Origin of the sequence: Brevibacterium antiquum CNRZ 918, from assembly GCF_900169145.1 — a bacterium.
Taxonomy (GTDB): domain Bacteria; phylum Actinomycetota; class Actinomycetes; order Actinomycetales; family Brevibacteriaceae; genus Brevibacterium; species Brevibacterium koreense.
Map to the genome: position 1 here is coordinate 139,604 of NZ_FXZD01000007.1, position 26,113 is coordinate 165,716.

Below are 26,113 nucleotides of genomic sequence, written 5' to 3' on the forward strand. Positions count from 1 at the left end.
AGTTGTGGAGAAAAGATGCCTTGAATGATTGTGCGCAGAGCTCACCAGAGAGTGAAAGCGTAGGTCACTTCCGTTTCCGGCGGCCTCAACAGACAACTCGGCCTGTGGACAGCTCGACGCGCAGTCCGGAATGACGATACTCAGGAAACTCACAAGGAGAGGCGAATGAAGCAACGGCTGTCGAATTTCCTATGATGGGTGTGTGGCAACTCAACAGCGATGGACCGAAGAGGACGTGCTGCGGGCGATCGCCCGTGGTGAGATCGAAGTGCGGCGCTCGGCGCGCCGGAAGAAGACAATCTCGGTCTCAAAGGAAGTGGATACGTACGTTCTCAGCACGCCCGTGAGATACAGCGTGGAGCACAACATTCGGTCGTTGACCGATCTGTTCAATCGCCTTGCCGCCAGGGGCCATACTTCGGCGGCGGATCTCGTCGCATTGGCAGATGAGTTGAACCAGCGCTATTTCGATGGTCGCCTGCGTCCGCGCTCGATCAGGTGGGTGACGAATCAGAACATCAGTCGGTGGGCATCGACGACGACTTCAACAGGGGACATCAGGGTCTCCCACCGTCTGCAGACGGTGCCTCGTTGGGTGTTGGAGACCGTCATCGTCCATGAACTCGCTCATCTGCAGATCGGTCCCCATTCCAGGGCGTTCCACGAGCTGGCGGACAGGCATCCCAGGCAGGCGGACGCGAAGCTCTACCTTGAGGGCTTCAGTGCGGGAGAGCAGTTCAGCCGCGGTGGCGGTCGCTGACTTCCCGTGATTCCACACCCCTCCGGTAGAGCTCTGGCAGTCGCACGACGAGATCGGGCATGAGTGAGGTAGGCAGTGCAGCGAGCGGGAACCACTTCACCGCCAGAGATTCGTCGGAGACGACGGGAACATCGTCCACGGACGCGACCGCGGCGAACACCACATCGAAGTGACGTTCGCATGCACCGAACGAGGCCGAGAGGTCATGTACATGGAGATCGATCGGATTGGGCGAGAACCAGGCCAGCCGGCTCAGCCCACTTTCCTCTATTGCCTCTCTGCGCGCAGCGGAGCGCAGGCTGTCATCCTCGGCCTCGAGGTGCCCCCCGAACTGACCCCAGAGGCCAGCCTTGCGGTGGTGGTTGAGAAGCACGGACTCCGTGTCGGGGTCGAAGACGAGACAGCTGGCAGTGACATGCTCAGCACCCGCCTCGCGGCGCAGCGCAGCGTCACCGACGGAGACGAACAGACGCTCGAAGTCGAGCGCGAAGTCAGTCGGTGCCGACGTGGCGCCAACCTCGGCGCGGGCGGTGTCGAGGCAAATCATTCAGTTCTCGCTGCGGCCGCCGGTCTCATCGTCGTCGTCTGCACCATCGTCGGAATTCGACCCGGAGTCGGAATCGGCATCGTTCTGCGGCCCTGAGTCTCCGCCGGTTTCCGTGCCTTCGATACCTTCGGCGAGAATACGGTTCAATGCTTCGTCAAGAGTCGATTCGCTGGTCCATTCGGCATGTCGGCGTTCGGAGTAGCCCAACGGGTCGTCCAGGTCCTGCGTCGTCGGCAGAAGGTCGGGGTGGGAGAACACTTTGTCCCTGGCCTCTGTGCCTCCTTGCGTCTCGAGATACCCGAACAAGGCCGCAGCGTCGCGCAGACGCCGGGGATTGAATTCCAGGCCGACCAACGTTGAGAACGTCTTTTCGGCAGGACCTGCAGTGGCTCGGCGGCGGCGCAGTGCCTCACGGATCTGATCGCGTCCGGGAAGATGCGCAGATGCGGAATAGACGACCACGTCGACCCACCCTGCGATGACTGCGAGGAGGTTCTCCAGATTCGTCAGTGCCTTCTTCTGGTCCTCGGTGGTCGGAGGATTGAACAGACCCTGACGGATATTGTCACTGAGATCGGAGATGTTGGACGGATCGATCTGCGAGGCCATGTCCTCGATCTGTGAGGTATCGACCTTGAGTCCCTGCGCATAGCGGGTCAGTGCAGTCTCGACCTGAGCGCTGAGCCAGGGGGCACGCTCGAACAACGCGAGATGCGCGAGCTCCTGAGCGGCAAGGTAGATCCTGACCTCCGAGGCATCGACGTCGATCTCGGAGGCGAATTTCTCCACATTGGTCTCCACGAGCACTGCGCTGTCGTGAGGCAGCAGGGGCAGTCCCACCTCGGTGCCGGTGAGAACGCTCTCCGACAATGCACCCACGGCCTGACCGATCTGCATTGCGAACATCGAGTCGCTCATGGAGCCGAACATCGACGAGGCTCCGGCAAGGATGCCCTTCATCTCTGCTGGCACCTGAGTCTCGAGAGTCTCTGTCAGGGCAGAGGACATGTTCTCCTTGATCGGGAGAACGAACTTCTGCCACCCGGGCATGGTCTCGCTGACCCATTCCGCACGCGTGAGAGTGCGCGCCGTTCGGTTCGCCACGGACAGTTCGGTCGCCTCGGCGAGCCACAGTTCGGCAAGTCGGAAGGCGTCTGTGGTCGCCTTGGCAGATTCCTCGCCCACTGCGGGGTCGGGGGTCGGAACCGCCTTCTGCGCGATCGATATCGCCTGTGCCTGGGAATCGGTACCCTGCCCGAAGAGACCCTGCATCTGGTTCATGATGGTCGACATCATCGCAGGATCGATCTGGAAGCCCTGCGAGCCGGCATCGCCGTCCTTGTCCTGGCCGGAGCCGGGACCGTTCGCTCCGAAGAGCATTCCGAAGATCTGTTCGAATGGATTCTGCTCGTTGTTGTTGTCATCGCTCATTTTCTCAAAGCCCCCAAGAATCGGTTTGTCTTCTACGTTAACGGTTCCGGATGTGGGAAGCTTCCCAATTCCGGGAGGTTTCGGATGATGTTCGCACCGGGCGAAAGGAGTCTGTGAAACTCACGGTCAGGTTTCAACTAGACTGGTTGGGCGGTGCAGCGAAAGGAACACATGACAGCTAATGCCCATCGGGCCGTGCCGGTGCCCGCAGCACCGACGCGTGGCGACACTCGACGACGCGTTCCACGTCTGACCACGACTTCAGGGGTCATGACCTACATCCTCATCGCTCTTGCGATTTTGCTGCCGGTGCCATACATGTTGCAGCTGCCTGGACCGGTGTTCAACACCCTCGGTGACTATCAGGGCAAACCCATGATCGATGTCTCCGGTGCCAAAACCTACCCGACCGATGGTCGCATCGATATGCTCACGGTGGCTGTGAGCGGCGGTCCGGGGCGTGACACCTATGCTTCGCAGGCTCTGGGCGCTCTGCTCCACGGCAAGGAGACGGTCATCCCCACCGAGGCCTATTATCCCCTTGAGACGACGCGGGAGGACGTGGCTGCGTCCAATGCGGTGGAGATGTCATCCAGCCAGGATGTGGCCGTGGCCGCGGCGATGGGGCAGCTTGACAAGCCGTATAAGGTCCATCTTCTCGTCGGTGAGGTCGTTCCCGACTCACCCGCCGAGGCCAAACTGCGCAAGGGTGATCGGATCATTTCCGTGAACGGGAAGAAGCTGGACTCTGACCCGGCAGCTGCTCGGGTCATGAGCGAGACAGTGCAGTCCTCCGACTCCGTCGACCTCGTCGTCGAACGCGGTGACGAAGACGTCGACGTCGCAATGAAACCCGAGGCGATCGATGGACGCAATGCCATCGGCATCAGCATGAAGCAGGACTTCGAATTTCCCATCGACGTGTCATTCAACGTCGAAGGCATCGGCGGGCCCTCCGCCGGCACGATGTTCGCACTGGCGATCATTGACGAACTCACGCCTGGTGCCATGACCGATGGGAAGCACGTGGCAGGAACCGGCGAGATCGATCCTGCAGGAAATGTGGGCCCCATCGGTGGTGCCCGACAGAAGGTAGCAGCCTCTACTGCGCAGGGGGCGAAGCTCTTCCTTTCGCCCGCAGATAACTGTGCAGAGGTCATCGAGGCTGCTGAACAGTCCAAGATCACGGTGGCGCGCATCGATACCCTCGATGATGCGCAGAACGCCGTGGAGCAGTACGCAGCCGGAGACACTTCAGATCTCAAGAAGTGTCCAGCCGGCGGCGCCGACAACAACGAGAAAGGGCAGTAGTGAGCTCTCCGTCCTCACCCACCTCCGCACGAATGCCGACGAACCGGCCCAGACGTTCGCCCCTGTTGCTCACTCTCGTGTCAGTGGCGATTCTGCTCGTCGCTTTCATCGCGTTCACGCAGGTGTACACCGAAATCCTGTGGTTCAAGCAGATCGATGCCTCGCAGGTGTTCCGCACCATGTGGTTCACGCGCGGACTGACGTTCCTAGCCGGATTCGTCGTCATGGCGGTCCCCGTGTGGCTGAGCCTGCACCTGGCTTTCCGCAATCGTCCGGTGTACGCGCCGACGACTCCGCGCCAGGAGAACCTCGATCGGTACCGTGAAGCCATCGAACCGCTGCGCAAAGTCGCGACCTTCGCGATCCCAGCGGTCGTCGGTGTCCTCAGCGGAATCACCGCGTCCGCACACTGGAACACCATCCTTCAGTGGATGAACTCGACCTCCTTCGGGTCGCAGGATGCTCAGTTCGGGATGGACAAGTCGTTCTTCGTCTTCGTCCTGCCCGGTCTGCAGCTGATCGGAGATCAGGTGGGGATGGCGGTTCTGCTGTCGCTCATTGCTGCACTTGTCGGGCATTATCTCTTCGGCGGCATCCGTCCTGGGGAGCAGAAGGGTGTCGTCCTCACGAAGACCGCCCAGTGGCAGCTGGGAATCACTGTCGGCGTCCTGATCCTCGTACAGGCAGGTCGTCTGTGGCTCGCCCGGTACGAACGACTGACGGCGACCGGTGGCATCGTGCCCGGTGTGACCTACACCGACGACAGAGCGGCGCTTCCGGCCATGGCCATCGTCGCGATCGCGGCGGTGCTTGTGGCTTTCATGTTCGTCTATACGGCTTGGAAGGGAAACTGGCGGATCTCGCTCATCGCGACTGCCACGCTCATCGTCCTCGGCGGAATCTCGATCATCGCCTATCCCGCGATGGTTCAGCAGTTCCAGGTCAGTCCTTCCCAGCAGAGCCTGGAATCCGAGTACATTCAGCACAACATCGATGCGACTCGTGACGCCTTCGACTTCAACGACATCGATGTGACTCCCTATGAGCCGAGCACGAGCGGCGAGAAGGGCGCACTGCGTGCAGACGCTGAGACCGCTGCGTCGATCCGTCTGCTCGACCCCAACCTGGTCTCGGATACGTTCCGGCAGCTGCAGCAGGTCAGGCCCTACTACTCCTTCCCCGAGCAGCTCGATGTCGATCGGTACAACATCGACGGCGATATGCGCGACACCGTGATTGCGGTCCGTGAGTTGGCCCCAAGCTCGGTGAACAACCAGAGCTGGTACAACCGTGCGATCGTCTATACCCACGGGTTTGGTGTCGTTGCCGCCAATGGCAACCAGCGCAGCCCCGATGGTGAGCCGTTGTTCATGGAGTCCGACATTCCGCCCAAGGGCGAGTTCCCGGACTACGAGCCGCGCGTGTACTTCGGTGAGAGCTCACCGGACTACTCGATCGTCGGCGGCGAGAAGGACGCGACCCCTCGAGAGCTTGACTACCCCTCCGATGAGGACAGCGGTTCGGGCCAGGTGAATAACACGTTCAGCGGCAACGGCGGTCCATCCTTGGGCGGCCTCTTCAACCGCCTCGCCTATGCTCTGAAGTATCAGGACGAGCAGATCCTCCTCTCTGATGCAGTCAACGACGAATCACAGATCCTCTATGAACGTCACCCACGGGAGCGCGTGCAGAAGCTGGCACCGTTCCTCAAGATAGACGGCGATCCATACCCGGCTGTCGTCGACGGCAAGATCAAATGGATCCTTGATGGTTACACGACGGCAGACGACTACCCGTATTCGACGCCTCAGCCACTGCAGGAGGCGACCGAGGACTCGGTGACGGCGACTGCGCCCAACTCCGTGGCCACTCTTCCGGATGAAGAGGTCAACTACATCCGGAACTCGGTCAAAATCACGGTCGATGCCTACGACGGCAAGGTCGACATGTTCCAGTGGGACAAGGAAGACCCCGTCCTCAAAACGTGGATGAAGATCTTCCCTGACCTCATCAAACCGTCTTCGGAAATGTCGGGCGACCTGATGAGCCACGTGCGGTATCCGGAGGACCTGTTCAAGGTACAGCGCGATCTGTTGACGATGTACCACGTGACTTCGGCCAGTGAGTTCTACACCGGCCAGGACTTCTGGACGCTGCCAACGGACCCGACGAAGAAGACCAGCAGTGGTCTGACTCAGCCTCCGTTCTACATGACCCTGCAGATGCCGGGTCAGAAGGTTCCGTCGTTCTCGCTGACGAGTTCCTACATTCCGGCTCGCTCCGATGAGGGCCAGGCTCGGAACAACTTGACCGGATTCCTGTCTGCGGATGCTGACGCCGGCGATTCCAAGGGCGAGGTGGCGGATGGCTACGGCAAGCTGCGACTTCTGCAGCTGCCGCGCAACACGACGGTACCCGGTCCTGGACAGGCGCAGAACAACTTCAATACTGCCCCGGATGTGCAGCGCAGCCTGAACCTGCTGCGTCAGGGTGAGTCTGAAGTTCAGAACGGCAACCTGCTGACTCTGCCCGTCGGTGGCGGTCTGCTCTACGTTCAGCCCGTCTACGTCCGGTCTGCCGGCGACACGTCCTACCCGCTGCTCCAGCACGTGCTGGTGGCCTTCGGCGAGGACATCGGGTTCGCTCCGACCCTGGATGAGGCTCTCGACCAGGTCTTCGGCGGCGACTCAGGCGCCAAGGCCGGTGACGCAGGCACCGAGGACAGTGGTGCAGGCGAGTCAGGCGGATCAGGCAGCGGTGGCGACTCCGCAGCTGCGCCTGACGATCAGAACCTCAACGATGCGCTGGAAGAAGCCAAGAAGGCGATGGAGGATTCGGACGCGGCCCTCAAGGAGGGTGACTTCGAGAAGTACGGAAAGGCGCAGGATCGCCTGAAGAACGCGATTGAGGATGCGGTGGCAGCCGACCCCTCTCTCGCTAAGGACGGTTCAAAGGACGGAGCTTCTGCTCCGGCCAGTACCCCTGCCGCTGAGGGTGGAGACAACTGACGCCTGACACGGTCGACGCTGAATGAGCCAGGCCCCTGGGATCCGATCGGATCCCAGGGGCCTGGCTCATGTGCGGGAGGTCAGTGTGCGGGTGAGCACACCCGGGCGAGCAGCCGCTCTGCCCGGTCAGTCAGTCAGGTACCCTTCGAGGTCATCGACGATCTGCCCCGCTCCGATGGGACCCAATCCGAGGAACCATAGGTCGTCTTCGACCCGGAAGGCTCTGTCGTCCTCGACGGCCGGCATTCCCGCCCACTGGCTGCCGGAGAGCGCTGTGGTCTCACCGGTTGCTTCAGGGTCACCATAACTGGTGTAGAAGACATAGTCGCCACCCGCCTGGTCGAGGTTCTCCGGAGAAATCTCCACCGCAAGTTCAGCAATGTCCTGTGCCTCAGGGCGGGCGAGCCCGGCATCGTCGAGGATGACACCGATAAGGGATTTGTTGCCGTAGAGTCGCAGCCTCTCGGGCATGAAGCGCACGAGCGAGATCGTCGGGTTGCCATCGACCGCGTCGTCGAGGTCGCCGGTGGCTCTCGTGTACCCGTTGAGCACGTCTGTTGCTTCATTTTCCATACCCAGTGCTTCGCCGACGAGCAGGAAGTTCTCCTTCCACGGGAATCCCGGCCGAATTGAGAACACCGTGGGCGCGATGGAATCGAGCTCTTCGTGGAGCGTGTCAGCACGCAGCTGGCTGCCAAGAATCAGATCCGGTTCGAGTTCGGCGATCGCCTCCAGATCGAGTTCGTTGATCGTTCCCACAGTGTCAACGTCTTTGACCCGATCAGCAAGATAGGAGGGCACCGGGTGTGCCCCCTTGGTTGTGACCATACCGACGGGCGTGATGCCCAAGGCCAGGACATCGTCGAGCTCACCGGTGTCGAGGACGACGACGCGCTTGGGCTGCTCTGCAATCTCGGTGGTGCCACTGGCATGTCTCACCGTGCGTGGAAACACTCCGGGCTTGGCATCGCTTCCCAGTTCGGCGGTCTCTTTATCGGCAGTGGCAAAGTCCTCGCCACCGGTGGCGACATCCTTCTTACCGGTGCCCTCATCCTTGCCGTTGTCGGCGCCTGAGGTGCAGGCGCTGGTGAGTAGGAGGACGGACAATGCGGTTGCGGCCACTGTGCATCTGCTGCGGGAAGATAAGTTAATAAGGTAAGCATAACCTTTGCGCCGGGTATGTTCAGCTGCTCCCAATGCGCTGGATGGCCATATTCACGCGTGGTCCGAGGAGCTCGATTCCCTCGGAACGCAGCAGATCCGCGGCTGTCCCTGCGTGGCAGGAAGTCAGGTCGAGGATGAATATGAAGAACCCCCAGCCGGTTGAACTGACTGGGGGTTCTGCCACTTTCGTGGCGGGGGGAGGATTTGAACCTCCGACCTCCGGGTTATGAGCCCGGCGAGCTACCGAACTGCTCCACCCCGCGGCGTTTGTTTACTCGGTAAATACTACGTCCTTGCAAGTCAGAAGCATAATCGGGTTGTAATCTGCGAAATGGTTCCCTGCCGGCATCGCAGCGTCAGCCCCACTGCAGAGCCTGGGTGTGAGTCGGGCGCTGCTGACGCAGGACTGCAGCGCAAGGGTCATCGGTTGGATGGAGAGGTAGTCGTCGAGCACGCGAATCATTCCGAGTGAGGATAACTGCTTGAAAGGGGAGCGTTGAGGTGAGCAATGACGAGAGGGCCGTGGATTAAACGGCGCATGGCGTTGTGGAACGCGATCTGGTCAGATACAAAAAATGTGCCGCGACACCGAGTGAACGACGTCGCGACACATTTACAACGTGGCGGGGGAGGGATTTGAACCCTCGACCTCCGGGTTATGAGCCCGGCGAGCTACCGAACTGCTCCACCCCGCGTCGTGTTCTCCACCCTACAGGAGCTGTTTCTTGCAGGCCAAATCGAAGTCGGGTGACGTCCGCCACATGTCCACCTGCTGCCGACCTGAGGCCCTCAGTCTGAGGGTGATCCCGGTCCAGTCTTGTCGATAGTTGAAATATCAACTATGATGATTTTGTAATTCAATGTTCAACGAACAGGAGAAATCATGATTGCTCTTCCACAGGGACTCACCGCAGGAATCTGGAACATCGACCCGGTGCATTCTGAATTCACGTTCACCGCCCGCCACGCCGGTGTCTCGAAGGTCCGCGGACACTTCGAAGACATCGCAGGCAGCGTCAACGTCGGTGATACTCTCGAAAGCAGTACGGTCACCGCTGAGGCTGACGTCGAATCGATCACCACACGCAATCCCCAGCGCGACGGTCACCTCAAGAGCGGTGACTTCTTCGAAGCCGAGAACAACCCCAAGCTGACCTTCAAATCCACCGGGATCAACGCCATATCCAACGATGAGTTCGAACTCGTCGGTGAACTCACCATGCGCGGCGTGACCAGGGAAGTCACCTTCGCCACCGAGTTCAGCGGAGTTGCCACCGATCCCAACGAAAACCAGGTTGCGGGCCTCTCGGCAGCTGCCACGGTCGATCGCAAGGACTTCGGCATGGAGTTCAACGCTGTCCTCGGCGGTGGCGAGCTGCTCGTCTCCAACAAGATCAAGATCGAACTAGAACTCGAACTCGTCAAGGCCTGAACTGCCAGGCGGTGCCACAGACGTACGGGCACTGAGGCATATGCAGTGAATAGGGCCGGGGCCGATCGCAGCTACGCGATCGACCCCGGCCCTATGTGTTCTTGGCAGCTCGTTCTGTGTTCAGCACAACGCTGGTGAAGTCAGGTCTGCCTCCGCAGCGCATCGGGATCCTGGGTCAGCTCGGCGGCGAGTTCGTCAAACAGCTGTGCCCCGCGAGCGACATCCGCTGCAGACTTGCAGAATGAGTAGCGAATGGATGACCTGTACGCCGTGTGCGCAGGAGATCCCGCCCGACACAGGGCAGGAACGGGAATCCCGACGATCGAGTACCGTCGCGCCAGCAGGTCGTTGAGTTCGAAGGCGTCGAGGTCAGTCAGGGCAGAGAAGTCGACGACGGTGAAGTACCCGGCGGCCGGCGTTGACGCGATCGCTCCTGGAACGGCACGACATGCCGGCACCAAGACGTCTGCTCGCTGCTGCAGTGATGATCGATTCTCAGCCACGAAGGTCGAAGCTCCGGACAGTGTGCGGGCCAGTCCCACCTGCAGAGGACCGCTTGCGGTGAATGTGAGGAACTGTTTGACCGTCTGGATGGCTTCTCTGACCTCGGGCTCAGCGATCACCCATCCGATCTTCCACCCAGTCGTGTTCCAGGACTTTCCCGCCGAGGAGACTGTGACGACTCGTGCGCTGTCGTCAATGGCCACCGCCGGTGCCACATGGGGCGTGCCATCGAGGATCAATTGTTCATACACCTCGTCGGTGAGTACCCAGGCGTCTGCGGCAACTGCTGCATCACCGATGCGAGCCAGATCCTGTGCGCTGAACATGAACCCTGTCGGATTGTGGGGAGTATTGATGAGAATGATCGAGGGGAGGCAGCCGGGGGCTGTCACAGCCTCGTCGAAGCTGGCCCAATCGGGCGCGAATCCGCCCTCAGTGGTCGGCAGGATCGGCACGGTGACCAGTGATCCTCCTGCAGCGGCGATTGCCGCCGGGTAGGAATCATAGAACGGCTCGAAGGCGAGAACGGTCCCGCCCTGGGGCAGCAGGGCCAGAATGGCGGCGGTGAGGCCCTCTGTGGCCCCACACGTGTAGAGCACATGCTGGGGCGACACCTCATGGCCGAAGTCTTGAGACCGCTGTTGGGCCACGGCCTCGAGGAGTGCTGGAAAGCCCTGACCTGGTGCGTATTGGTTGAAGCCCTCACGCATAGCGTCGGCAGCGGCGTTGATGAGCTCGGCAGGGGCATCGGTTCCCGGGGCGCCCTGTCCCAGATTTACGGCTCCGGTATTCGCAGCCAATGCCGTCATCTGTCCGTAGATCGTCTCGCCGATCGTTCCGTCGGCGTTGATCAGACCGGCCGCACCGGCCATCGAATGCCAGAGATCGGCACGCATCACATCGGGCATCTGTCTCCCTTTTCTTCAGAGATGTTTGGGCTTCGGCGAGAACTCACACCGGAGTAGGGGCCGGAGGCGTGGCAGGAGTGATTCGGCCCAGTGCATCAAGGGCACGTTCGTGCAGGCGCGAGTTGCTGGCCAGGGCATTGCCGCCGAAAGGTCCGCTGACGCCAGCTGTGTTCGTGAACGTCCCACCTGCTTCAACAACGATCGGAACCAGCGCACCCATGTCGTAGAGCTCCAGCTCTGGTTCGCATGCGATGTCGACCGCGCCCTCGGCCAGAAGCATGTATGAGTAGAAGTCGCCGTAGCCTCGAGTCCGCCACAGACGATCACAGAGACCGAGGAACTCGTCGAGGACCCCGAGGTTCTTCCACCCGGACAGCGACGCGTAGGACATCGAGGCGTCTTCGAAGGAATCGATGTCAGAGACATGGATGCGCTTGGCCGCTTCTTCCAGCGCCGAGGTGAAGGCACCTTGACCGGCCTCGGCCCACCAGCGTCGGCCCAGGGCAGGGGCGGAGATCATACCGATGATTGGTGTCTTCCCGTCGTACAGGGAGATCAGAGTGGCCCAGATCGGAACACCGCGGACGAAGTTCTTCGTGCCGTCGATCGGATCGATGATCCACCGCCTGGGGGAGGACCCGTGGGAACCGAACTCTTCGCCCAGGACACTGTCCTCCGGTCGTTCGGCGTTGAGGCGTTCCATGATTGCTGACTCCACCGCACGGTCGCATTCGGTGACGGGAGTCAGGTCGGGTTTAGTCTCGACTGTGAAGTCCTGTGCCACGAAATGACGGTAGCTGATGGAGTCCGCGAGATCGGCGAGTTCGGTTGCCAGGTCGAGATCGTTCATTCCTCCACCTTATCCAGTTGTGGGCAGCAGCCTGCGCAGTGACTCCAACCGTGAGACTCCACCGGGGCCCGCGTTGCCGGCGCTGACCCAGGCGTCGAGCCGACAGCCCGGCGCATCGGCGTGATGGGTGCAGCCGCGTGGGCACTCGGCAGTGGCTCCGACGAGCTCCGGGAAGGCCGAGATCAGCGTCTCCCGATCGACGTGGGCCAGCCCGAAGCTGCGCACGCCGGGCGTGTCGACGAGCCAGCCACCACCGTCAAGACGAATACAGATCGCAGAGGACGAGGTGTGCCGACCGCGCCCGGTAACGTCATTGACGTGGCCGGTGGCTCTCTCAGCGCGGGGAACCAGGGCATTCATCAGGGTCGACTTTCCGACACCCGAATGCCCGACCAGGACGCTGATCTGGCCTTGTAGGCGATCGAAAACCGTCGCATCCGTCAGCGTACCGTCGGGTCTGAGCCCGGAGGACACGATCTCCACTCCGGTCTCCGAGAACCGCTCGATGATCTCATCGGCCGGTTTCAGATCGGTTTTGGTGACGATGAGCAGGGGAGTGATGCCGGCATCGAAGGCCGCCGTCAGGGCCCGATCGATGAGCCCATATGAGGGTTCGGGGTCCTCGGTAGCTGTGACGATGGCCATGACGTCGACATTGGCGACGATCACGCGTTCCGTGGGATCCGTGTCGTCGGCGCTGCGGCGCAGCAGGGTCCGTCGCTCGGTGATCTCGACCAGGCGCGCCAACGATCCCTTGCTGCCCGAGGTGTCGCCGACAAGTTTGACGATGTCGCCGGGGACCACTGCGTCTTTGCGCAGGTGGGAGGCTCGTACAGCCGTGACGTCGGAGGTGGCTGCACTTGTCCGGGGGGAATCACGGACGTCGCTGGTGTCATCGGAGACGACTACTCGATACCGTCCCCGGTCAACGGCGGTGACGAGTCCGTCGATCGCTGCGTCGTGGTTCGGCCTGTTCTTCGTCCGCGGTCTGGAGCCGCGTCTGCTTGGGCGAGGGCGGTAGTCCTCGTCGCGGTAGATCCGTGCCATCTCAGGCGCGCCGACTCAACATGTCTTCCCACAGCTGGGTGAATTCCGGCAGTGTCTTCGCCACGGTGTCGGCATTCTCGATGACCAGTCCGTCGATGTGCAGACCGAGAATCGCTCCGGCCATGACCATCCTGTGATCGTTGTAGGTATGCCACGTTCCGCGGCGCGGAGTCGAGCCCGTGATCGTCAGAGACGTCGGTTGTTCGTTGACGTCGACGCCGATGGCTCCGAGCTCGCGGCGCAGGGCCGAGAGCCGATCGGTCTCATGCCCGCGGAGATGACCGATTCCAGTCAGATTCGACGTGCCATCGGCCAATGCCGCCAGGGCAGCGATGACGGGTGTGAGTTCACCGACGGCAGAGAGGTCGAGGTCAACGGCTCGCAGAACGTCGGGCCCTTGGACTCGCAGACCGTTTCGGTCCAGGGTCACGGTGCCGCCGAAGGCCTCGGCGATTGCGCGGAACCCATCTCCGGCTTGTGTTGTATGGGCAGGCCAGTCGGAGACGGTGACATCTCCGTTGGTGGCCAGAGCAGCGGCGACGAAGGCTGCGGCGTTGGACAGGTCCGGTTCGACGTGGACGTCGAGTCCGCGGGGGAGGCCCGGTTCGACGATCCATCGTTCGGGTTCGGGCTCTGTGATGTCGACCCCCGCATCGGCGAGGACTTCGAGCGTCATATCGACGTGAGTCCGGCTGGGCACGGAATTGCCGCAGTTGACGAGCTCGATCCCCAAGGGCATCACCGGGGCGGCCAGGAGCAAGCCCGACACAAATTGGCTGGAGGCGCTGGCGTCGATCTCAAGGTGGCCACCGCGAAGGTCGGACTGCTCATGGATCGTCATCGGCAGCAGATTGTTCTCCGCAGTGATGGAAGCGCCGAGGCGGGTCAAGGCATCGATGATCACCGACATCGGCCTGACCCTGGCCTGTTCGTCGCCGTCGAGGACGATCTCACGTCCGGTGGCTGCGGCGAGCGGAGGAACGAAGCGCATCACGGTTCCGGCCAGACCGCAGTCGATGGTGACCGGAGGCCCTTCGCGGTGTGCGGAGAAGTCAATGGGAGTGATGTGCAAGTTGCCGTTGGCTTCGTCGATGTCGGCGCCGAGCGCTCTCAGAGCTTCGACCATGAGCAGGGTGTCACGGCTGCGCAGCCACCCGCGCACGATTGACTCGGACTCGGCCAGTGCGGCGAGGACGAGATAGCGGTTGGTCAGGGACTTCGAACCGGGCACGCTGACATTCGCGGTGACGCCGCCACCGGCGACAGGAGCAAGCCAGTCGCCGGTGGCGGGTGCAGTGAGATCGGGTGTGTCAGTCAACGCCAAGCGCACTCATTGCCTGTTTCGAGGTGTCTTCGACCGAGGACCAGAGATCTTCGGCGGCATGCTGCGTGCGCCACCAGAGTCCTGGCTTGCCTGCAGTGTCGACACTGGCCAGCAGCGCGCCGCCGAGCATCGAGGTGCGGATCAGGGTGCGCTCCGTGCGCGCCTGTTTGTCTTCTTTCGAGGTTGCCTTATCCGCTGCGATACGTTCACCGACGGTGTCGAGGAGGTAGGTGCCGACGAGGATCGTGGCACTGACGCGGGGGAATCTGCCGATAGCCAGCAACGAGCCTGCAGCGACCTGAGCCGCTCCAGTGGCGCGTGCCAGGGTAGGAGCATCGATGGGCACATCGATCTGTTTGCGTGCCATGTTCAGCAGCGGACCGATTGACGCGGCCGCTGCTTCCGGGCGGCGCAGACGGTCGACTCCGTTGCTGATGTAACCGGCGGCCAGCATGGGCCGTGCGAGGAATCTGATTGGAGACACTATGGTCCTTCCTACGTGTCGGGCATCTCATTGGCAAGCATAACCGCTGTCTGGGAATAGTGGGGCCTCGCCCCGGTGTTGAATCAGAGAACACGCACCGGTGAGGGCGATCTTGCCGGTGCTGAGTCGAAAGGCAGAAGGAGAAGTCTGTGAACGCCACTGCCGTCCTAGAGAGAACGGGCGTACCATTGACTACGATGACCGAATCAGTCAAAGAAGTCCCCGAGACCAAGGCCGAGCGTTCGGCCCGTTTTGAGCGTGACGCTCTGGAGTATCTCAATCAGCTCTACGCGGCTGCATTGCGAATGACCCGAAACCCTGCTGATGCCGAGGACCTCGTCCAGGAGTCCTACGCCAAGGCCTATGCCGCGTTCCATCAGTACAAGCCGGGAACCAACCTCAAAGCGTGGCTGTACCGGATTCTGACGAACACGTTCATCAACAACTATCGGAAGAAGCAGCGCCAGCCGCAGGAAAACGGCAGCGAGGACATCGAGGACTGGCAGATCGCCCAGGCCGCGAGTCATTCCTCCTCCGGTGGTCGCTCGGCGGAGCTGGAAGCTCTCGACCATCTGCCCGACTCCGACGTCAAAGATGCGCTGTCAGAGCTTCCAGAGGATTTCCGCATGGTGGTCTACTATGCCGATGTTGAAGGTCTGCCGTACAAGGAGATCGCTCAGATCATGGAGACGCCGATCGGCACCGTGATGTCGCGTTTGCACCGTGGACGTCGTCAGCTGCGTGACTTGCTGGCCGACTATGCCGCGGATCGTGGCTTCTCCAAACCCGCGGGAGGTGCGAAATGAGCGAGGAATGCTGTGAGAGCCTGCGCGCGGAATCTCTGACGCGCATCTACCACTATCTTGACGGAGAGCTGACGACGACGGAGATCCGCGAGATCTCCGTGCACCTCGAACAGTGTCCGTCGTGCCACGACGAATACGAGATCGAAGCACTGCTCAAGGAACTGGTGCGTCGTTCCTGCAGTCGCGAAGAAGCACCAATGGGACTGCGGGAGAAGATCCGCCAGCGGATCGCCACCGAGCAGTCGGTCTGGCCCGGCTCAGGGGCGTAGCCGCCTGAACCAAACATACGAAAGAGGGCGGGGAGAGTGAACACTCTCCCCGCCCTCTTCTTTGTCTCGGATGATTCGAAAGAATCAGCCGAGTGGACGCTTTCCGTGGTTCGCCTTGTTACGGCGACGGTCGTGACGCTTACGGCTGCGCTTGCTCATAACTACACTCCTTCAACTAGATCAACTAGATGCTTCATTCTTTCATGGCCCCTGTGCCTGGGCAAAGTGTCACTCAGGTCATCAGGATCAGACTCAGGCGGCTGGGTTCGGCTGCGCGGAGATCAGGAATCGCCCATGGCATCTTGGACACCGAGCCACGGGAACCAACCACGGTGGAGCACCAGCCAGGCGAGCAGACCGTAGCCTTCCTGTGCAGGAAGATGATCGCGCGAGGATGCGATCTCACGCTGCCACACGGGATGCCCGAGCAGAGGCGTGAACGTATCGACATAAGCGATGCCGCGTCGCTTTGCGACGTCCGAGAAGCTCGTATTGAGCTCAGCAATCGCACGATTCCGTTCGGAGTTGTACTCAGGGGGAGGCCCGATCACGAACGCCGAGACTTTTCTTGCCAGCGCCTCGTCGAGCACATTGGCCACGTCGAGACGGGCGCGGGCAACGGAACGACCGGAATCGAGGTCGCCTGACCCCAAAGCCAGAACCAGCCGATTGTCACCGTCGGAGGTGAACCTCAGGGACGCCTCGGCGATGGTGCGAGCATGCAGACCTGAAGAGTCCTCGTGCGGCACCGCCAGTGGAAAGACTCTGAGTTCGGGAAGGCTGGGCAACGTCCTGGCCGTGACGCGTCCGACCCATCCGAGCCCACGACCGTCGCCGTGACCGGCGACCAGAGGGCCACCGACCACAGCAACGGTCGTCGGAGTCACGGAGCTCACCGGCGGAAGATCCTGTCGATGACTTCCTGCTGCTGGACTTCGTGGACATGCTTGAGCCCGGTGGCAGTCGCAGCGGAGGCAGTCCGTGAGATGACAGTGAGTTCACGGTCGCCCAGCAGCTGTGGCATATTCAGTGCCATGAACGGCCAAGCACCCTGGTTCTCAGGCTCCTCCTGTGCCCAGACCAGCTGTGCGCTGGCAGGGTACCGGTCGAGCAGAGCCGTGATGGAGTCCTCATCAAGAGGGTAGAGCTGTTCGACGCGGACGAGTGCCGTCGTCGTGTCTTCACGCTTCTCCCTCTGAGCCAGGAGCTCCCAGTAGAGCTTGCCGGAGACCATGACGACACGGTCGACCTGCTCGGGATCGACGACTGCATCGTCGATGACGGGCTCGAAAGTTCCCGTGGTGAAGTCCTCGGGAGAGTTCGCTGCGGCCTTGAGCCGCAGCATCGACTTCGGCGTGAACACGATGAGCGGGCGTTTGTTCGTCGTCATCGCGTGGCGGCGCAGCAGGTGGAAGTATGACGCACCGTTCGATGGCAGGGCCACCGTCATGTTCGACTCGGCACACAGCTGCAGGTAGCGCTCAATGCGAGCTGAGGAGTGGTCGGGGCCTTGACCTTCGTATCCGTGGGGCAGGAGCATGACGACACCGGAGTTCTGCTGCCACTTCTGCTCCGAGGACGAGATGAACTCGTCGATCACCGATTGGGCGCCCTGAGCGAAGTCACCGAACTGAGCTTCCCAGGCGACCAGGGCATCCTGACGTTCTACCGAATAGCCGTATTCGAAGCCGACCGCCGCGTACTCGCTCAAGAGCGAATCGTAGACCCAGAACCGGGCCTGTTCGTCGCTGAGGTTCTGCAGCGGCGTCCACTCGTTGCCGTTGTCGGCGTCGATGAGCACCGAATGGCGCTGCACGAATGTGCCGCGACGCGAGTCCTGGCCGGCGAGGCGAACGGGAATTCCGTCCATGAGCAGCGAGCCGAAGGCCAACAGCTCGGCGAAGCCCCAGTCGATGCCGCCGGACAGCGACATCTCCTTGCGCTTCTCAAGGAGGGCACGCAACTTCTTGTGGATGGTGAATTTCTCTGGAACAGCGGCGAATGTTGCGCCGATGTGCTGCAGAGTGTCGGTGCTGATCGCGGTCTCGGCATTGTTGAATGCTTCGATGTCGCTGGGCACGTGCGGAGCGTTGAAGGCATCGCCGTCGTAGGAGCCGGTTTCGGCTTCCTTGGTCTCGGCGAATGCTGATTCCAGTTTCGACTGGTAGTCCTTGAGCGCTTCGCTGGCTTCATCGTCGGTGATGCATTTCCTACCGACAAGCGATTCGGTGTAGAGCTTGCGCACCGAACCCTTCTTCTCGATGAGGGAGTACATCAGCGGCTGCGTCATCGATGGGTCATCGCCCTCGTTGTGTCCGCGACGACGGTAGCAGACGAGGTCGATGATCACGTCGCGGTTGAATTCCTGACGGTATTCGAACGCAAGCCGTGCGGCTCTCACGACGGCTTCGGGGTCGTCGCCGTTGACGTGGAAGATCGGTGCGTTGATCGACTTCGCGACGTCGGTGCAGTAGAACGACGAGCGAGCCGAGGCCGGAGGCGTGGTGAAGCCGACCTGGTTGTTGATGATGATGTGGATCGTTCCACCGGTCCGGTAGCCGCGCAGCTCCGAGAGGTTGAGGGTCTCGGTCACGACACCCTGACCTGCGAATGCCGCGTCGCCGTGGACGAGGACGGGAAGTACGGTGAATCCGGCTTCTCCCTGGTCGATGAAGTCCTGCTTGGCGCGCACGATGCCTTCAAGGATCGGATCGACAGTCTCGAGGTGGCTGGGATTGGCCGCGACATACACATCGGTCGAGTTGCCTGCGGGTGAGGTGAAGGACCCCTCGGTGCCCAGGTGGTATTTGACGTCACCAGAGCCCTGGACGCTGTCGGGAGACATCGTTCCGTCGAACTCACGGAACATCTGCGCATAGGACTTGCCTGCGATGTTGGTGAGCACGTTGAGACGTCCGCGGTGCGCCATCCCGATGGCGACCTGTTCCATGCCGGTGTCTGCCGACTGGTTGAGGACCTCGTCAAGGAGGACGATGGCTGATTCGCCGCCTTCGAGGCTGAAGCGCTTCTGCCCGATGTACTTCGTCTGGAGGAAGGTCTCAAAGGCTTCGGCTGCGTTGAGGCGGCCGAGGATGTGTCCCTGCTCAGAGCGTGTCAGCTCCTGATGCGGAACCTCGATCTTGGCCTGGAACCAACGGCGCTGCAGCGGATCGGCGATGTGCATGTACTCGAAGCCGATGGTGCGGCAGTAGCTCTCGCGCAGGAGTCCGAGGATGTTGCGGAAGGGCATCATCGGTTTGGCACCGAAGCCGCCGGTGGGGAACTCACGTTCGAGATCCCACAGGGTCAGTCCGTGTTGGTTGATGTCGAGGTCCGGGTGCGAACGCTGCCGGTACACCAGCGGATCGATGTTCGCCATGAGGTGACCGCGCGTGCGGTAGGCGTCGATGAGTTCGATGACGCGGGCGGTCTTGTTGACATCGTCCTGGTCTTCAGCGGAGACGTCGGGAACCCAGCGCACGGGTTCGTAGGGCAGACGCAGGGACTCGAATACATCGTCGTAGAAACCGTCCTCACCGAGGAGGTAGCTGTGGACGAGCTTGAGGAACTCGCCGGATCCTGCACCCTGGATCACGCGGTGATCGTAGGTGGAGGTCAGGGTGAGCACCTTGGACACGGCCAATTTGTTGATCGTGTTCTGGCTGGCACCCTGGAACTCCGCCGGGTAGTCGAGCGCACCGACACCGATGATGCAGCCCTGGCCCTTGGTCAGACGCGGCACGGAATGCACGGTTCCGATTCCACCGGGGTTGGTCAGCGAGACGGACGTGCCTGCAAAGTCGTCGGCTGTGAGCTTGCCCTGGCGAGCCTTGTCGACGAGGCCGTCGTAGGCGTCGACGAACTGGCGGAAGGTCAGGGTCTCAGCCTTCTTGACGCTGGGCACGAGGAGCGTGCGCGAACCGTCCTTCTTCGGCACATCGATCGCGAGACCGAAGTTGATGTGAGCGGGGGAGACCTTCACGGGCTTGCCCTCGCGCACATCATAGGAGACGTTCTGCGACGGGAAGTTCTGCAGGGCTCGGATGACGGCGAAGCCGATGAGGTGGGTGAAGGAGACCTTTCCACCGCGGGTCCGTTTGAGGTGTGAGTTGATGACGATGCGGTTGTCGATGAGGGCCTTGGCCGGCAGCGCACGCACGGACGTAGCCGTGGGCACCTCGATCGAATCGTCCATGTTCTTGGCGATCAGCTTCGCCGGACCGCGCAATGGAGTCACGGTCTCTTCGGGAGCTGGCTTGGACTCGGTGTCCTTCACGACGACCTTGGGCACGGACTTGGTCTCGGCCTTCAGAGTCTCGGACTGAGCTGAAGACGGGGAGATTCCGCGGGGGCTGTCATCCGCAACGGAGTCTTCTCCCGACGTGTCCTCGGTGGACTTGTCGGGTGTCTTCGCAGGAGCTTTCGAGGCGGACTTCGCTTTGGTCTTTGCGGCCGGCTCGGTGCCGGTCTTCGCTGCGGGTTTGGCGTCGGCAGTCTTCGCTGCTGCTCCATCCCCGTTCTTCTCGTACTTGTCGAAGAACGGCCACCACGATTGGTCGACGGAGTTCTTATCGGACTTGTACTGTTCATACAATTCCTCGACCAACCACTCATTCGACCCGAAGTCATCGACGGTGCGGTTCGGAGTATTGACGGACACGGCGTTGATCGCCTACTTCCTGATTCAAGAATTGCTGCTTAACGACATGACCAGCCTAACGCGATGTACCCGAGTATGTCCGCATAGGGGACAATAGTGTCATGCGTTTCATCTCAAATGACCAGAATAGCGATCTGACGTACTCGGATGTATTCCTGGTTCCCAACTCGTCCTCACTGACCTCCCGGTTCGACGTAAATCTGTCGACGACCGATCCGACCGGTTCCACGACGCCGATCGTGGCTGCAAACATGACTGCCGTGTCCGGTCGTCGAATGGCTGAGACCATGGCTCGCCGAGGTGGTCTCGCGGTTCTGCCGCAGGACATCCCGCTGTCCGCGGCCCAGGACACTATCGCGTGGGTGAAGAGCCGAGATCGCGTCTTCGATTCGGCACTGCGGTTCTCCCCGGAGGACACTGTGCTGAGCGCACTGCACGTACTGGCCAAACGCGCTCACGGTTTCGGAGTCGTCGTCGATGAAGCCGGGAAGCTCGAAGGGGTGATCGATTCGACGAATCTCAAAGACGTCGACCGGTTCACTGCGGTGTCTGCGCTGCTCGAATCGTCCCCGCACGTCATCAGGGCCACGGACATCGATTGGTCTGATGGCGCGCAGCTGGAGTCTCTGTTCGAGTCCATGAACGAGGCCCGGACCCCATTCGCCGCCGTCGTCGATGACCGCGACAGGGTGCTGGGATCCCTGACTCCCAAGTCGCTGCTGCGCTCCTCGATCTACGCACCCAACCTCGATGACCAGAACTCACTGAAAATCGCTGTGGCGGTCGGAGTCAACGGCAACGCCGTCGAACGAGCCACTGCCCTCGTCGCAGCCGGTGCCGACGTGCTTGTCGTCGATACTGCACACGGCCATCAGGTGAAGATGCTTGACACCTTGAGCGCGATCTCGGCGGCAGATCTGGGAGTGCCCATCGTCGCGGGAAACGTCGTCACCGCTGACGGCGTTCACGACCTCGTGTCGGCCGGTGCTCAGATCATCAAGGTCGGTGTCGGCCCCGGTGCGATGTGCACCACACGCATGATGACGGCAGTCGGCCGTCCGCAGTTCTCGGCTGTTCGCGAGTGCGCCGAGGCGGCCAGGGAATTGGGCGCTCATGTGTGGGCAGACGGGGGCGTTCGCTATCCCCGCGATGTGGCGCTGGCCCTTGCCGCAGGTGCATCGCAGGTCATGGTCGGCTCGTGGTTCGCAGGCACCCATGAATCCCCGGGAGATCTTCTCGTCGACGGTGAGGGTCGCAAGTACAAGGAGAGCTTCGGCATGGCCTCGGCGCGGGCAGTGGCGAACAGAACTCGGACAGAGTCGGCATTCTCCCGCGCACGCAAGGGCCTGTTCGAAGAGGGCATTTCTTCGTCGACGATGTACATTGACCCAGAATCTCCTGGAGTCGAGGACCTGCTCGACGGCATCACTTCGGGCGTGCGCAGCTCCTTCACCTATGCAGGAGCCCGCACCCTCGCGGAATTCGCCGAACTCGCCACGGTCGGAGTTCAGAGCGCCGCGGGATATGACGAAGGCCGACCGCTGTCTCGGAGTTGGTAAGATCTAGCCATGCACAGTGACAGTCCCAGCCGGCGGGAAGCCGGCGCCCCAGACGATGACCCTCACCCCCTGAGGTTCGATCGCATCACGCACCGTGATCTCCTGTCGGCGGACGGCAGGGAACGTCGCTGATGGAATGGCTGTACCTTGCGTTCGCACTCATCCTGATCTGTGGCACCGGCGTCTTCGTCGCTGCTGAGTTCTCCCTCCTCACACTCGATCGTCACACTGCGGACAAGGCGGTGGAGGACGGCGTGGTCGGAGCCAAGACTCTCCGCCGTTCGATGACCCATCTGTCCACTCAGCTGTCTGCGGCCCAGGTGGGCATCACGATCACCACGCTTCTGACCGGTTACCTGATGGAGCCGTCTCTGGGCAAGCTCTTGGCTCCGGTGTTCGAATCGATGGGTGCCAGTCCGGGGCTCGCTGCCCCGATCGCGCTGACGATCGCACTCATCCTGTCCACGATCCTGTCGATGATCTTCGGCGAACTGGTGCCCAAGAACCTGGCGATCGCTGTGCCGTTGGCCACTGGTCGCATTGCCGCGCCGATGCAGTACGTCTTCTCCGTTGCCTTCAAACCCGTGATCAGCGTGCTCAATGGAACCGCGAACAAGATCCTGTTGTCTGTGGGCATCGAGCCTCAGGAAGAGGGCTCGGTCGGCCGCTCTCCCGAAGAGCTCACATCTTTGGTACGTCACTCCGCAGAGGAGGGAATGCTCGATGAGCAGACGGCTGATCTGCTCGAACGGACTCTGAGCTTCTCCGAGCGCACCGCGGAAGACGTGATGACTCCACGCACCCGCATGTCATCGGTGGTCAAGGACACGACCGCGCGAGCGATCATCGAGCAGGCACGGGAAACTGGATTCTCCCGATTCCCGGTCGCCGGAGAAGACAAGGACCATATCGTCGGCGTCGTCCACGTCAAGCAGGCCTTTGCGGTTCCGCTGGCGAATCGCGACGATGCATACGCCGGAGGTTTGATGACCGCAGTGACCGAGATTCCTGAAACGCTCCTGCTCGATCCGCTCCTGATGGAACTTCGAGCCAAGGGCCTGCAGCTGGCCGTTGTCGTCGACGAGTTCGGAGGCACAGCCGGTGTCGTAACACTCGAAGACGTCGTCGAAGAACTCGTCGGCGAGGTCGCCGACGAACACGACCGGATGCGAGTGGCAGCACGGCCTGCCCGCGACGGCACATGGATCGTTCCCGGACAGCTTCGTCCCGACGAAGTCTCGTCGACGATCGGGCTCGAGATACCCGAAGACTCCGATTATGAGACGTTGGCGGGTTTCGTCCTCAAAGAGTTGGGGCGGATCCCAGAACCTGGGGATCAGATCCGCACTGATGACGCGCTGATCCGCGTCGAACGGATGCACGGTCGCCGCATCGAACGATTGCGTATCCTCCTTCGGGCGACCGACGCAGCCGGCTATGAACAGGGTGGTGAGTTCTGATGAGCGCTGACTGGTTGGGCCTCATCTGGCTTGTCGTCCTGCTCCTGGGCAACGCCTTCTTCGTCGCAGCCGAATTCGCTGTGGTCGCGGCCAAACGCTCGCAGCTCGAGCCCCGAGCGCAGGAGGGGTCGACCGCTGCGAAGACCGCTCTCTACGCGATGGAACACGTCTCGGTGATGCTGGCGATCTGCCAGCTCGGAATCACCGTCTGCTCCCTGCTGTTGGGCAACGTCGCGGAGCCGGCTATTCACCATCTGCTGTCCGGACCGCTCGAAGGACTTGGCATTCCGGCAGGTCTGTCCTCGACGATCTCCTTCATCCTGTCCCTCGGTGTCGTCACATATCTGCACGTGGTGATCGGGGAGATGGTGCCGAAGAACATGGCTCTGGCAGGGTCAGCTCGCGCCGTGATGCTGTTGGCACCCCCGCTCGTCTTCCTCTCCCGAGTCTTCGGCTTCGTCATCAAACCGCTGAACGGTTTGGCCAACTCGATCCTGCATCTGTTCAAGATCGAGGCTCGCGACGAGGTCAACGAGGCGTTCACGATCGAGCAGGTAGAGTCGATCGTCGCCGAATCGAAGCGCGAAGGTCTGCTCACCGATGACACTGGACTGCTCAAGGGTGCGCTGGAGTTCAGTGACAAAACAGCCGCCGACATCATGGTGCCCATGTCCGAACTCATCACGATCTCGTCAAGTGTGACCCCTGATGAGCTCGTCACCATGGTCGGAAAGACCGGATTCTCGCGGTATTTCGTCACTGACAAAGACGGGTCTCCGCAGGACTATCTCCATATCAAGGACGTCCTCTACGCCGACAGCACGCTCGAATACAGTGCACCGGTTCCCGCGAAGAGATTTCGCCCTCTGTTCACGGTGACAGCAGGTGATGAAGTGGAAGAGGCCCTATCCCAGATGCAGAAAGTCGGCATCCACGTGGCCAGGGTCGTCTCAGCGGAGGGAGACGTGCTGGGTCTGCTCTTCCTCGAAGATGTCTTGGAAGAACTCGTCGGGGAAGTCCAGGACGCCATGCAGCGGAGCCGATACCAATACTGAGCATGACATCACGCACAGACGGCCGTGGATCTGTGACATGCGTCATCCACTTGCCCACTGCTTTGTAACAATATGTTACTAAACGCCCCTCCCGGAGCGCGTAAATGCGCGTTATATCGTGCTCCGGTCGGGGCAGAATCATGTGAAGTCCCAGGTCACACGCCAAGCGTGAGCATAAAGTGACAATCTGTAACGAGGTCGTTATAGTGTTGTGACATAAGGTTTTCGTTCGCCGAGATAGATGGCGGCCGAAATACGGACAACAGTACGGAGTAATATGTCGAGTGAGTCCTCGACCGCAGAGGCGCAACCGGTTCGCCGTCGCGATCTGCGCAAGCAGCATACGTCCTCGTCGGTGTCATCTGTCTTCTCCAAGCAGGACGCGACATCGGTGTCGCATCACTCGGATCCGACTCCAGCAGCACCCCTTTCGCCGCGTCGCGCAGCGATGGCTGCAGAAGCAAAGGCGGCCGTCGGATCGCCGCGTCGGGCGGCAATGGCCAAAGAAGCCTCAGCTCGTCCCGCTCACGGTGGTTCGGCCTTCGTCGCCGCTCGGATGGGCAGTCGCGGATCGGACGGATCTCTTCTGCGCTCGGTGCGTCGGCGCCGCGTGACGACCTTCTCGGCTTTGGCCACTGTCTCTGTGACAGGAACCGCGATCGCGGCCGTCATGGTCGCCGGCAACATGAGCGGCAACCAGGAAGTGAAGGTCGACGAGACCGCTGCCGATACCCAGACTCGCGTCATCAACTCCGAATCCGTCTCGGCCGATATCAAGGCAGACGACGAGAAGACGAGCATGGCTATCGGCGCTCCGAGCGCCAAACAGACCAAGGTGGAGGCCGCTTCGCGTGCCATCACGAAGACTGTACTTCCCGGATGCGAAGGCGAAGCACCCAAGGGCGAGGCGTCGAATGGCGAGGTCCCCGAGGACTGGCTGTGCGAGATCGGCGTCGGCAAGCACAAATTGCGCTCTGACGCTGCGGTGTCGTTCGCCAAGATGAACGCCGCGTTCAAGAAGGACACAGGCAAGGAACTGGCCGTCACCGACTCGTATCGGTCGCTGGAATCTCAGATCTCCGTCGCGGAACGCAAACCCGGATTCGCTGCTCGCCCCGGCACCTCCAACCACGGTTGGGGAATTGCCCTTGATCTGGGTGCGGGAACTCAGAACGGAACCGGTGCGCAGTATGAATGGCTCGTGGCCAACGCTGAGAAGTACGGCTGGGAGAATCCGGACTGGGCGAAGCGGAATTCCTACGAACTCTGGCACTGGGAGTACGTCCCGGGACGCAAGGACATGAAGGGCGCCTGAACCTTAAGAGACGGTGCCGACAACCGCGTGCAATCGAGACTCGATTGCACGCGGTTTCGTTTTGGGAAGCACCACAGGTCGGTGATAGCATTGCATCCGTTGCCCGCGTAGCTCAGTGGATAGAGCGTCTGCCTCCGGAGCAGAAGGTCGTAGGTTCGAATCCTGTCGCGGGCACCACACGCCGCCCTCCTCATCACCAGAGGTGGGCGGTTTCTGCTA

The 26,113-nt window shown here is 61.4% G+C and carries 21 protein-coding genes and 3 tRNA genes; 11 read left to right on the forward strand and 13 right to left on the reverse strand.

Going from position 1 to position 26,113, the window contains the following annotated elements; all coding sequences use genetic code 11:
• Positions 1-202: 202 nt before the first annotated feature.
• Positions 203-760, forward strand: coding sequence for a M48 family metallopeptidase (locus BANT918_RS11450; protein ID WP_101620355.1), 558 nt, complete (start codon positions 203-205; stop codon positions 758-760).
• Here the strand turns inward: BANT918_RS11450 and BANT918_RS11455 are convergent.
• Positions 738-1,307: an NUDIX hydrolase gene (locus tag BANT918_RS11455; protein ID WP_101620356.1), complete on the reverse strand. Its 570-nt coding sequence runs from the start codon at positions 1,305-1,307 to the stop codon at positions 738-740. The two genes, BANT918_RS11450 and BANT918_RS11455, sit on opposite strands and share 23 nt — an antisense overlap.
• Positions 1,308-2,738 carry a zinc-dependent metalloprotease gene (locus BANT918_RS11460; protein ID WP_101620357.1) on the reverse strand — a complete coding sequence of 477 codons (1,431 nt, stop codon included), beginning with the start codon at positions 2,736-2,738 and terminating at the stop codon, positions 1,308-1,310. It abuts the gene before it with no gap.
• Positions 2,739-2,909: 171 nt separating this feature from the next.
• Here BANT918_RS11460 and BANT918_RS11465 point away from each other — a divergent pair, with 171 nt between their 5' ends.
• Positions 2,910-4,049: a PDZ domain-containing protein gene (locus tag BANT918_RS11465; RefSeq protein ID WP_101620358.1), complete on the forward strand. Its 1,140-nt coding sequence runs from the start codon at positions 2,910-2,912 to the stop codon at positions 4,047-4,049.
• Between the two features lie 32 nt (positions 4,050-4,081).
• Positions 4,082-7,057 carry a UPF0182 family protein gene (locus BANT918_RS11470; protein WP_233430467.1) on the forward strand — a complete coding sequence of 992 codons (2,976 nt, stop codon included), beginning with the start codon at positions 4,082-4,084 and terminating at the stop codon, positions 7,055-7,057.
• A 126-nt stretch (positions 7,058-7,183) separates the two neighbouring features.
• On the opposite strand, the gene BANT918_RS11475 is transcribed toward BANT918_RS11470, so the two are convergent.
• The 3 genes from BANT918_RS11475 to BANT918_RS11490 all read right to left on the reverse strand — a co-directional run bounded on the left by BANT918_RS11475 (position 7,184) and on the right by BANT918_RS11490 (position 8,916).
• Positions 7,184-8,179: an ABC transporter substrate-binding protein gene (locus BANT918_RS11475; protein ID WP_233430458.1), complete on the reverse strand. Its 996-nt coding sequence runs from the start codon at positions 8,177-8,179 to the stop codon at positions 7,184-7,186.
• A 231-nt stretch (positions 8,180-8,410) separates the two neighbouring features.
• Positions 8,411-8,484: transfer RNA gene (locus BANT918_RS11480), tRNA-Met, on the reverse strand.
• A gap of 358 nt (positions 8,485-8,842) precedes the next feature.
• Positions 8,843-8,916 (reverse strand) — tRNA-Met (locus BANT918_RS11490).
• A 188-nt stretch (positions 8,917-9,104) separates the two neighbouring features.
• Here BANT918_RS11490 and BANT918_RS11495 point away from each other — a divergent pair.
• On the forward strand, positions 9,105-9,653 hold the full coding sequence (locus BANT918_RS11495) for a YceI family protein (RefSeq protein WP_101620361.1): 549 nt from the start codon (positions 9,105-9,107) through the stop codon (positions 9,651-9,653).
• Positions 9,654-9,793: 140 nt separating this feature from the next.
• Here BANT918_RS11495 and BANT918_RS11500 read toward each other — a convergent pair whose 3' ends face one another.
• From BANT918_RS11500 to BANT918_RS11520, 5 genes are read right to left on the reverse strand one after another with little or no spacing between them, the layout of a single operon-like run.
• Positions 9,794-11,065 carry an aminotransferase class I/II-fold pyridoxal phosphate-dependent enzyme gene (locus BANT918_RS11500; protein WP_101620362.1) on the reverse strand — a complete coding sequence of 424 codons (1,272 nt, stop codon included), beginning with the start codon at positions 11,063-11,065 and terminating at the stop codon, positions 9,794-9,796.
• Between the two features lie 43 nt (positions 11,066-11,108).
• Positions 11,109-11,915 carry a histidinol-phosphatase gene (gene hisN, locus BANT918_RS11505; RefSeq protein ID WP_101620363.1) on the reverse strand — a complete coding sequence of 269 codons (807 nt, stop codon included), beginning with the start codon at positions 11,913-11,915 and terminating at the stop codon, positions 11,109-11,111.
• Positions 11,916-11,924: 9 nt separating this feature from the next.
• On the reverse strand, positions 11,925-12,962 hold the full coding sequence (gene rsgA / locus BANT918_RS11510; RefSeq protein ID WP_101620364.1) for a ribosome small subunit-dependent GTPase A: 1,038 nt from the start codon (positions 12,960-12,962) through the stop codon (positions 11,925-11,927).
• Between the two features lies 1 nt (position 12,963).
• On the reverse strand, positions 12,964-14,280 hold the full coding sequence (aroA, locus tag BANT918_RS11515; RefSeq protein WP_101620365.1) for a 3-phosphoshikimate 1-carboxyvinyltransferase: 1,317 nt from the start codon (positions 14,278-14,280) through the stop codon (positions 12,964-12,966).
• Positions 14,273-14,770, reverse strand: coding sequence for a DoxX family protein (locus BANT918_RS11520; protein WP_101620366.1), 498 nt, complete (start codon positions 14,768-14,770; stop codon positions 14,273-14,275). Before BANT918_RS11520 ends, aroA begins: the two co-directional genes overlap by 8 nt.
• Positions 14,771-14,919: 149 nt before the next feature.
• On the opposite strand from BANT918_RS11520, the gene BANT918_RS11525 reads away from it, so the two are divergent.
• Together BANT918_RS11525 and rsrA are read left to right on the forward strand one after the other, a co-directional pair.
• On the forward strand, positions 14,920-15,576 hold the full coding sequence (locus tag BANT918_RS11525; RefSeq protein WP_418904357.1) for a sigma-70 family RNA polymerase sigma factor: 657 nt from the start codon (positions 14,920-14,922) through the stop codon (positions 15,574-15,576).
• Positions 15,573-15,845 (forward strand): mycothiol system anti-sigma-R factor, encoded by a 273-nt coding sequence (gene rsrA, locus BANT918_RS11530; RefSeq protein ID WP_101620368.1) that lies wholly within the window; start codon positions 15,573-15,575, stop codon positions 15,843-15,845. Before BANT918_RS11525 ends, rsrA begins: the two co-directional genes overlap by 4 nt.
• Before the next feature lie 84 nt (positions 15,846-15,929).
• Here the strand turns inward: rsrA and BANT918_RS18110 are convergent, their stop codons facing one another.
• The 3 genes from BANT918_RS18110 to BANT918_RS11540 all read right to left on the reverse strand — a co-directional run bounded on the left by BANT918_RS18110 (position 15,930) and on the right by BANT918_RS11540 (position 20,505).
• Complete coding sequence (locus BANT918_RS18110; protein WP_371860662.1) at positions 15,930-16,004, reverse strand: 50S ribosomal protein bL37; 75 nt, start codon at positions 16,002-16,004, stop codon at positions 15,930-15,932.
• 122 nt (positions 16,005-16,126) lie between these two features.
• The gene (locus tag BANT918_RS11535) at positions 16,127-16,741 is read right to left on the reverse strand and encodes a GDSL-type esterase/lipase family protein (protein ID WP_101620369.1); all 615 of its coding nucleotides are present in this window, start codon (positions 16,739-16,741) and stop codon (positions 16,127-16,129) included.
• Positions 16,738-20,505, reverse strand: a complete 3,768-nt coding sequence (locus tag BANT918_RS11540; protein WP_101620370.1) for a multifunctional oxoglutarate decarboxylase/oxoglutarate dehydrogenase thiamine pyrophosphate-binding subunit/dihydrolipoyllysine-residue succinyltransferase subunit — start codon at positions 20,503-20,505, stop codon at positions 16,738-16,740. Before BANT918_RS11540 ends, BANT918_RS11535 begins: the two co-directional genes overlap by 4 nt.
• 101 nt (positions 20,506-20,606) lie before the next feature.
• Between BANT918_RS11540 and BANT918_RS11545 the strand changes: the two genes are divergently transcribed.
• From BANT918_RS11545 to BANT918_RS11565, 5 genes are all read left to right on the forward strand, one after another.
• Entirely contained in the window at positions 20,607-22,064 is a 1,458-nt protein-coding gene (locus BANT918_RS11545; RefSeq protein ID WP_101620371.1) for a GuaB1 family IMP dehydrogenase-related protein, read from the forward strand.
• Positions 22,065-22,195: 131 nt separating this feature from the next.
• Complete coding sequence (locus BANT918_RS11550) at positions 22,196-23,524, forward strand: hemolysin family protein (protein ID WP_101620372.1); 1,329 nt, start codon at positions 22,196-22,198, stop codon at positions 23,522-23,524.
• Entirely contained in the window at positions 23,524-24,579 is a 1,056-nt protein-coding gene (locus BANT918_RS11555; protein WP_101620373.1) for a hemolysin family protein, read from the forward strand. Before BANT918_RS11550 ends, BANT918_RS11555 begins: the two co-directional genes overlap by 1 nt.
• Before the next feature lie 277 nt (positions 24,580-24,856).
• On the forward strand, positions 24,857-25,894 hold the full coding sequence (locus BANT918_RS11560; protein WP_101620374.1) for a M15 family metallopeptidase: 1,038 nt from the start codon (positions 24,857-24,859) through the stop codon (positions 25,892-25,894).
• A gap of 101 nt (positions 25,895-25,995) precedes the next feature.
• A tRNA-Arg gene (locus BANT918_RS11565) sits at positions 25,996-26,071 on the forward strand.
• Positions 26,072-26,113: the final 42 nt, after the last annotated feature.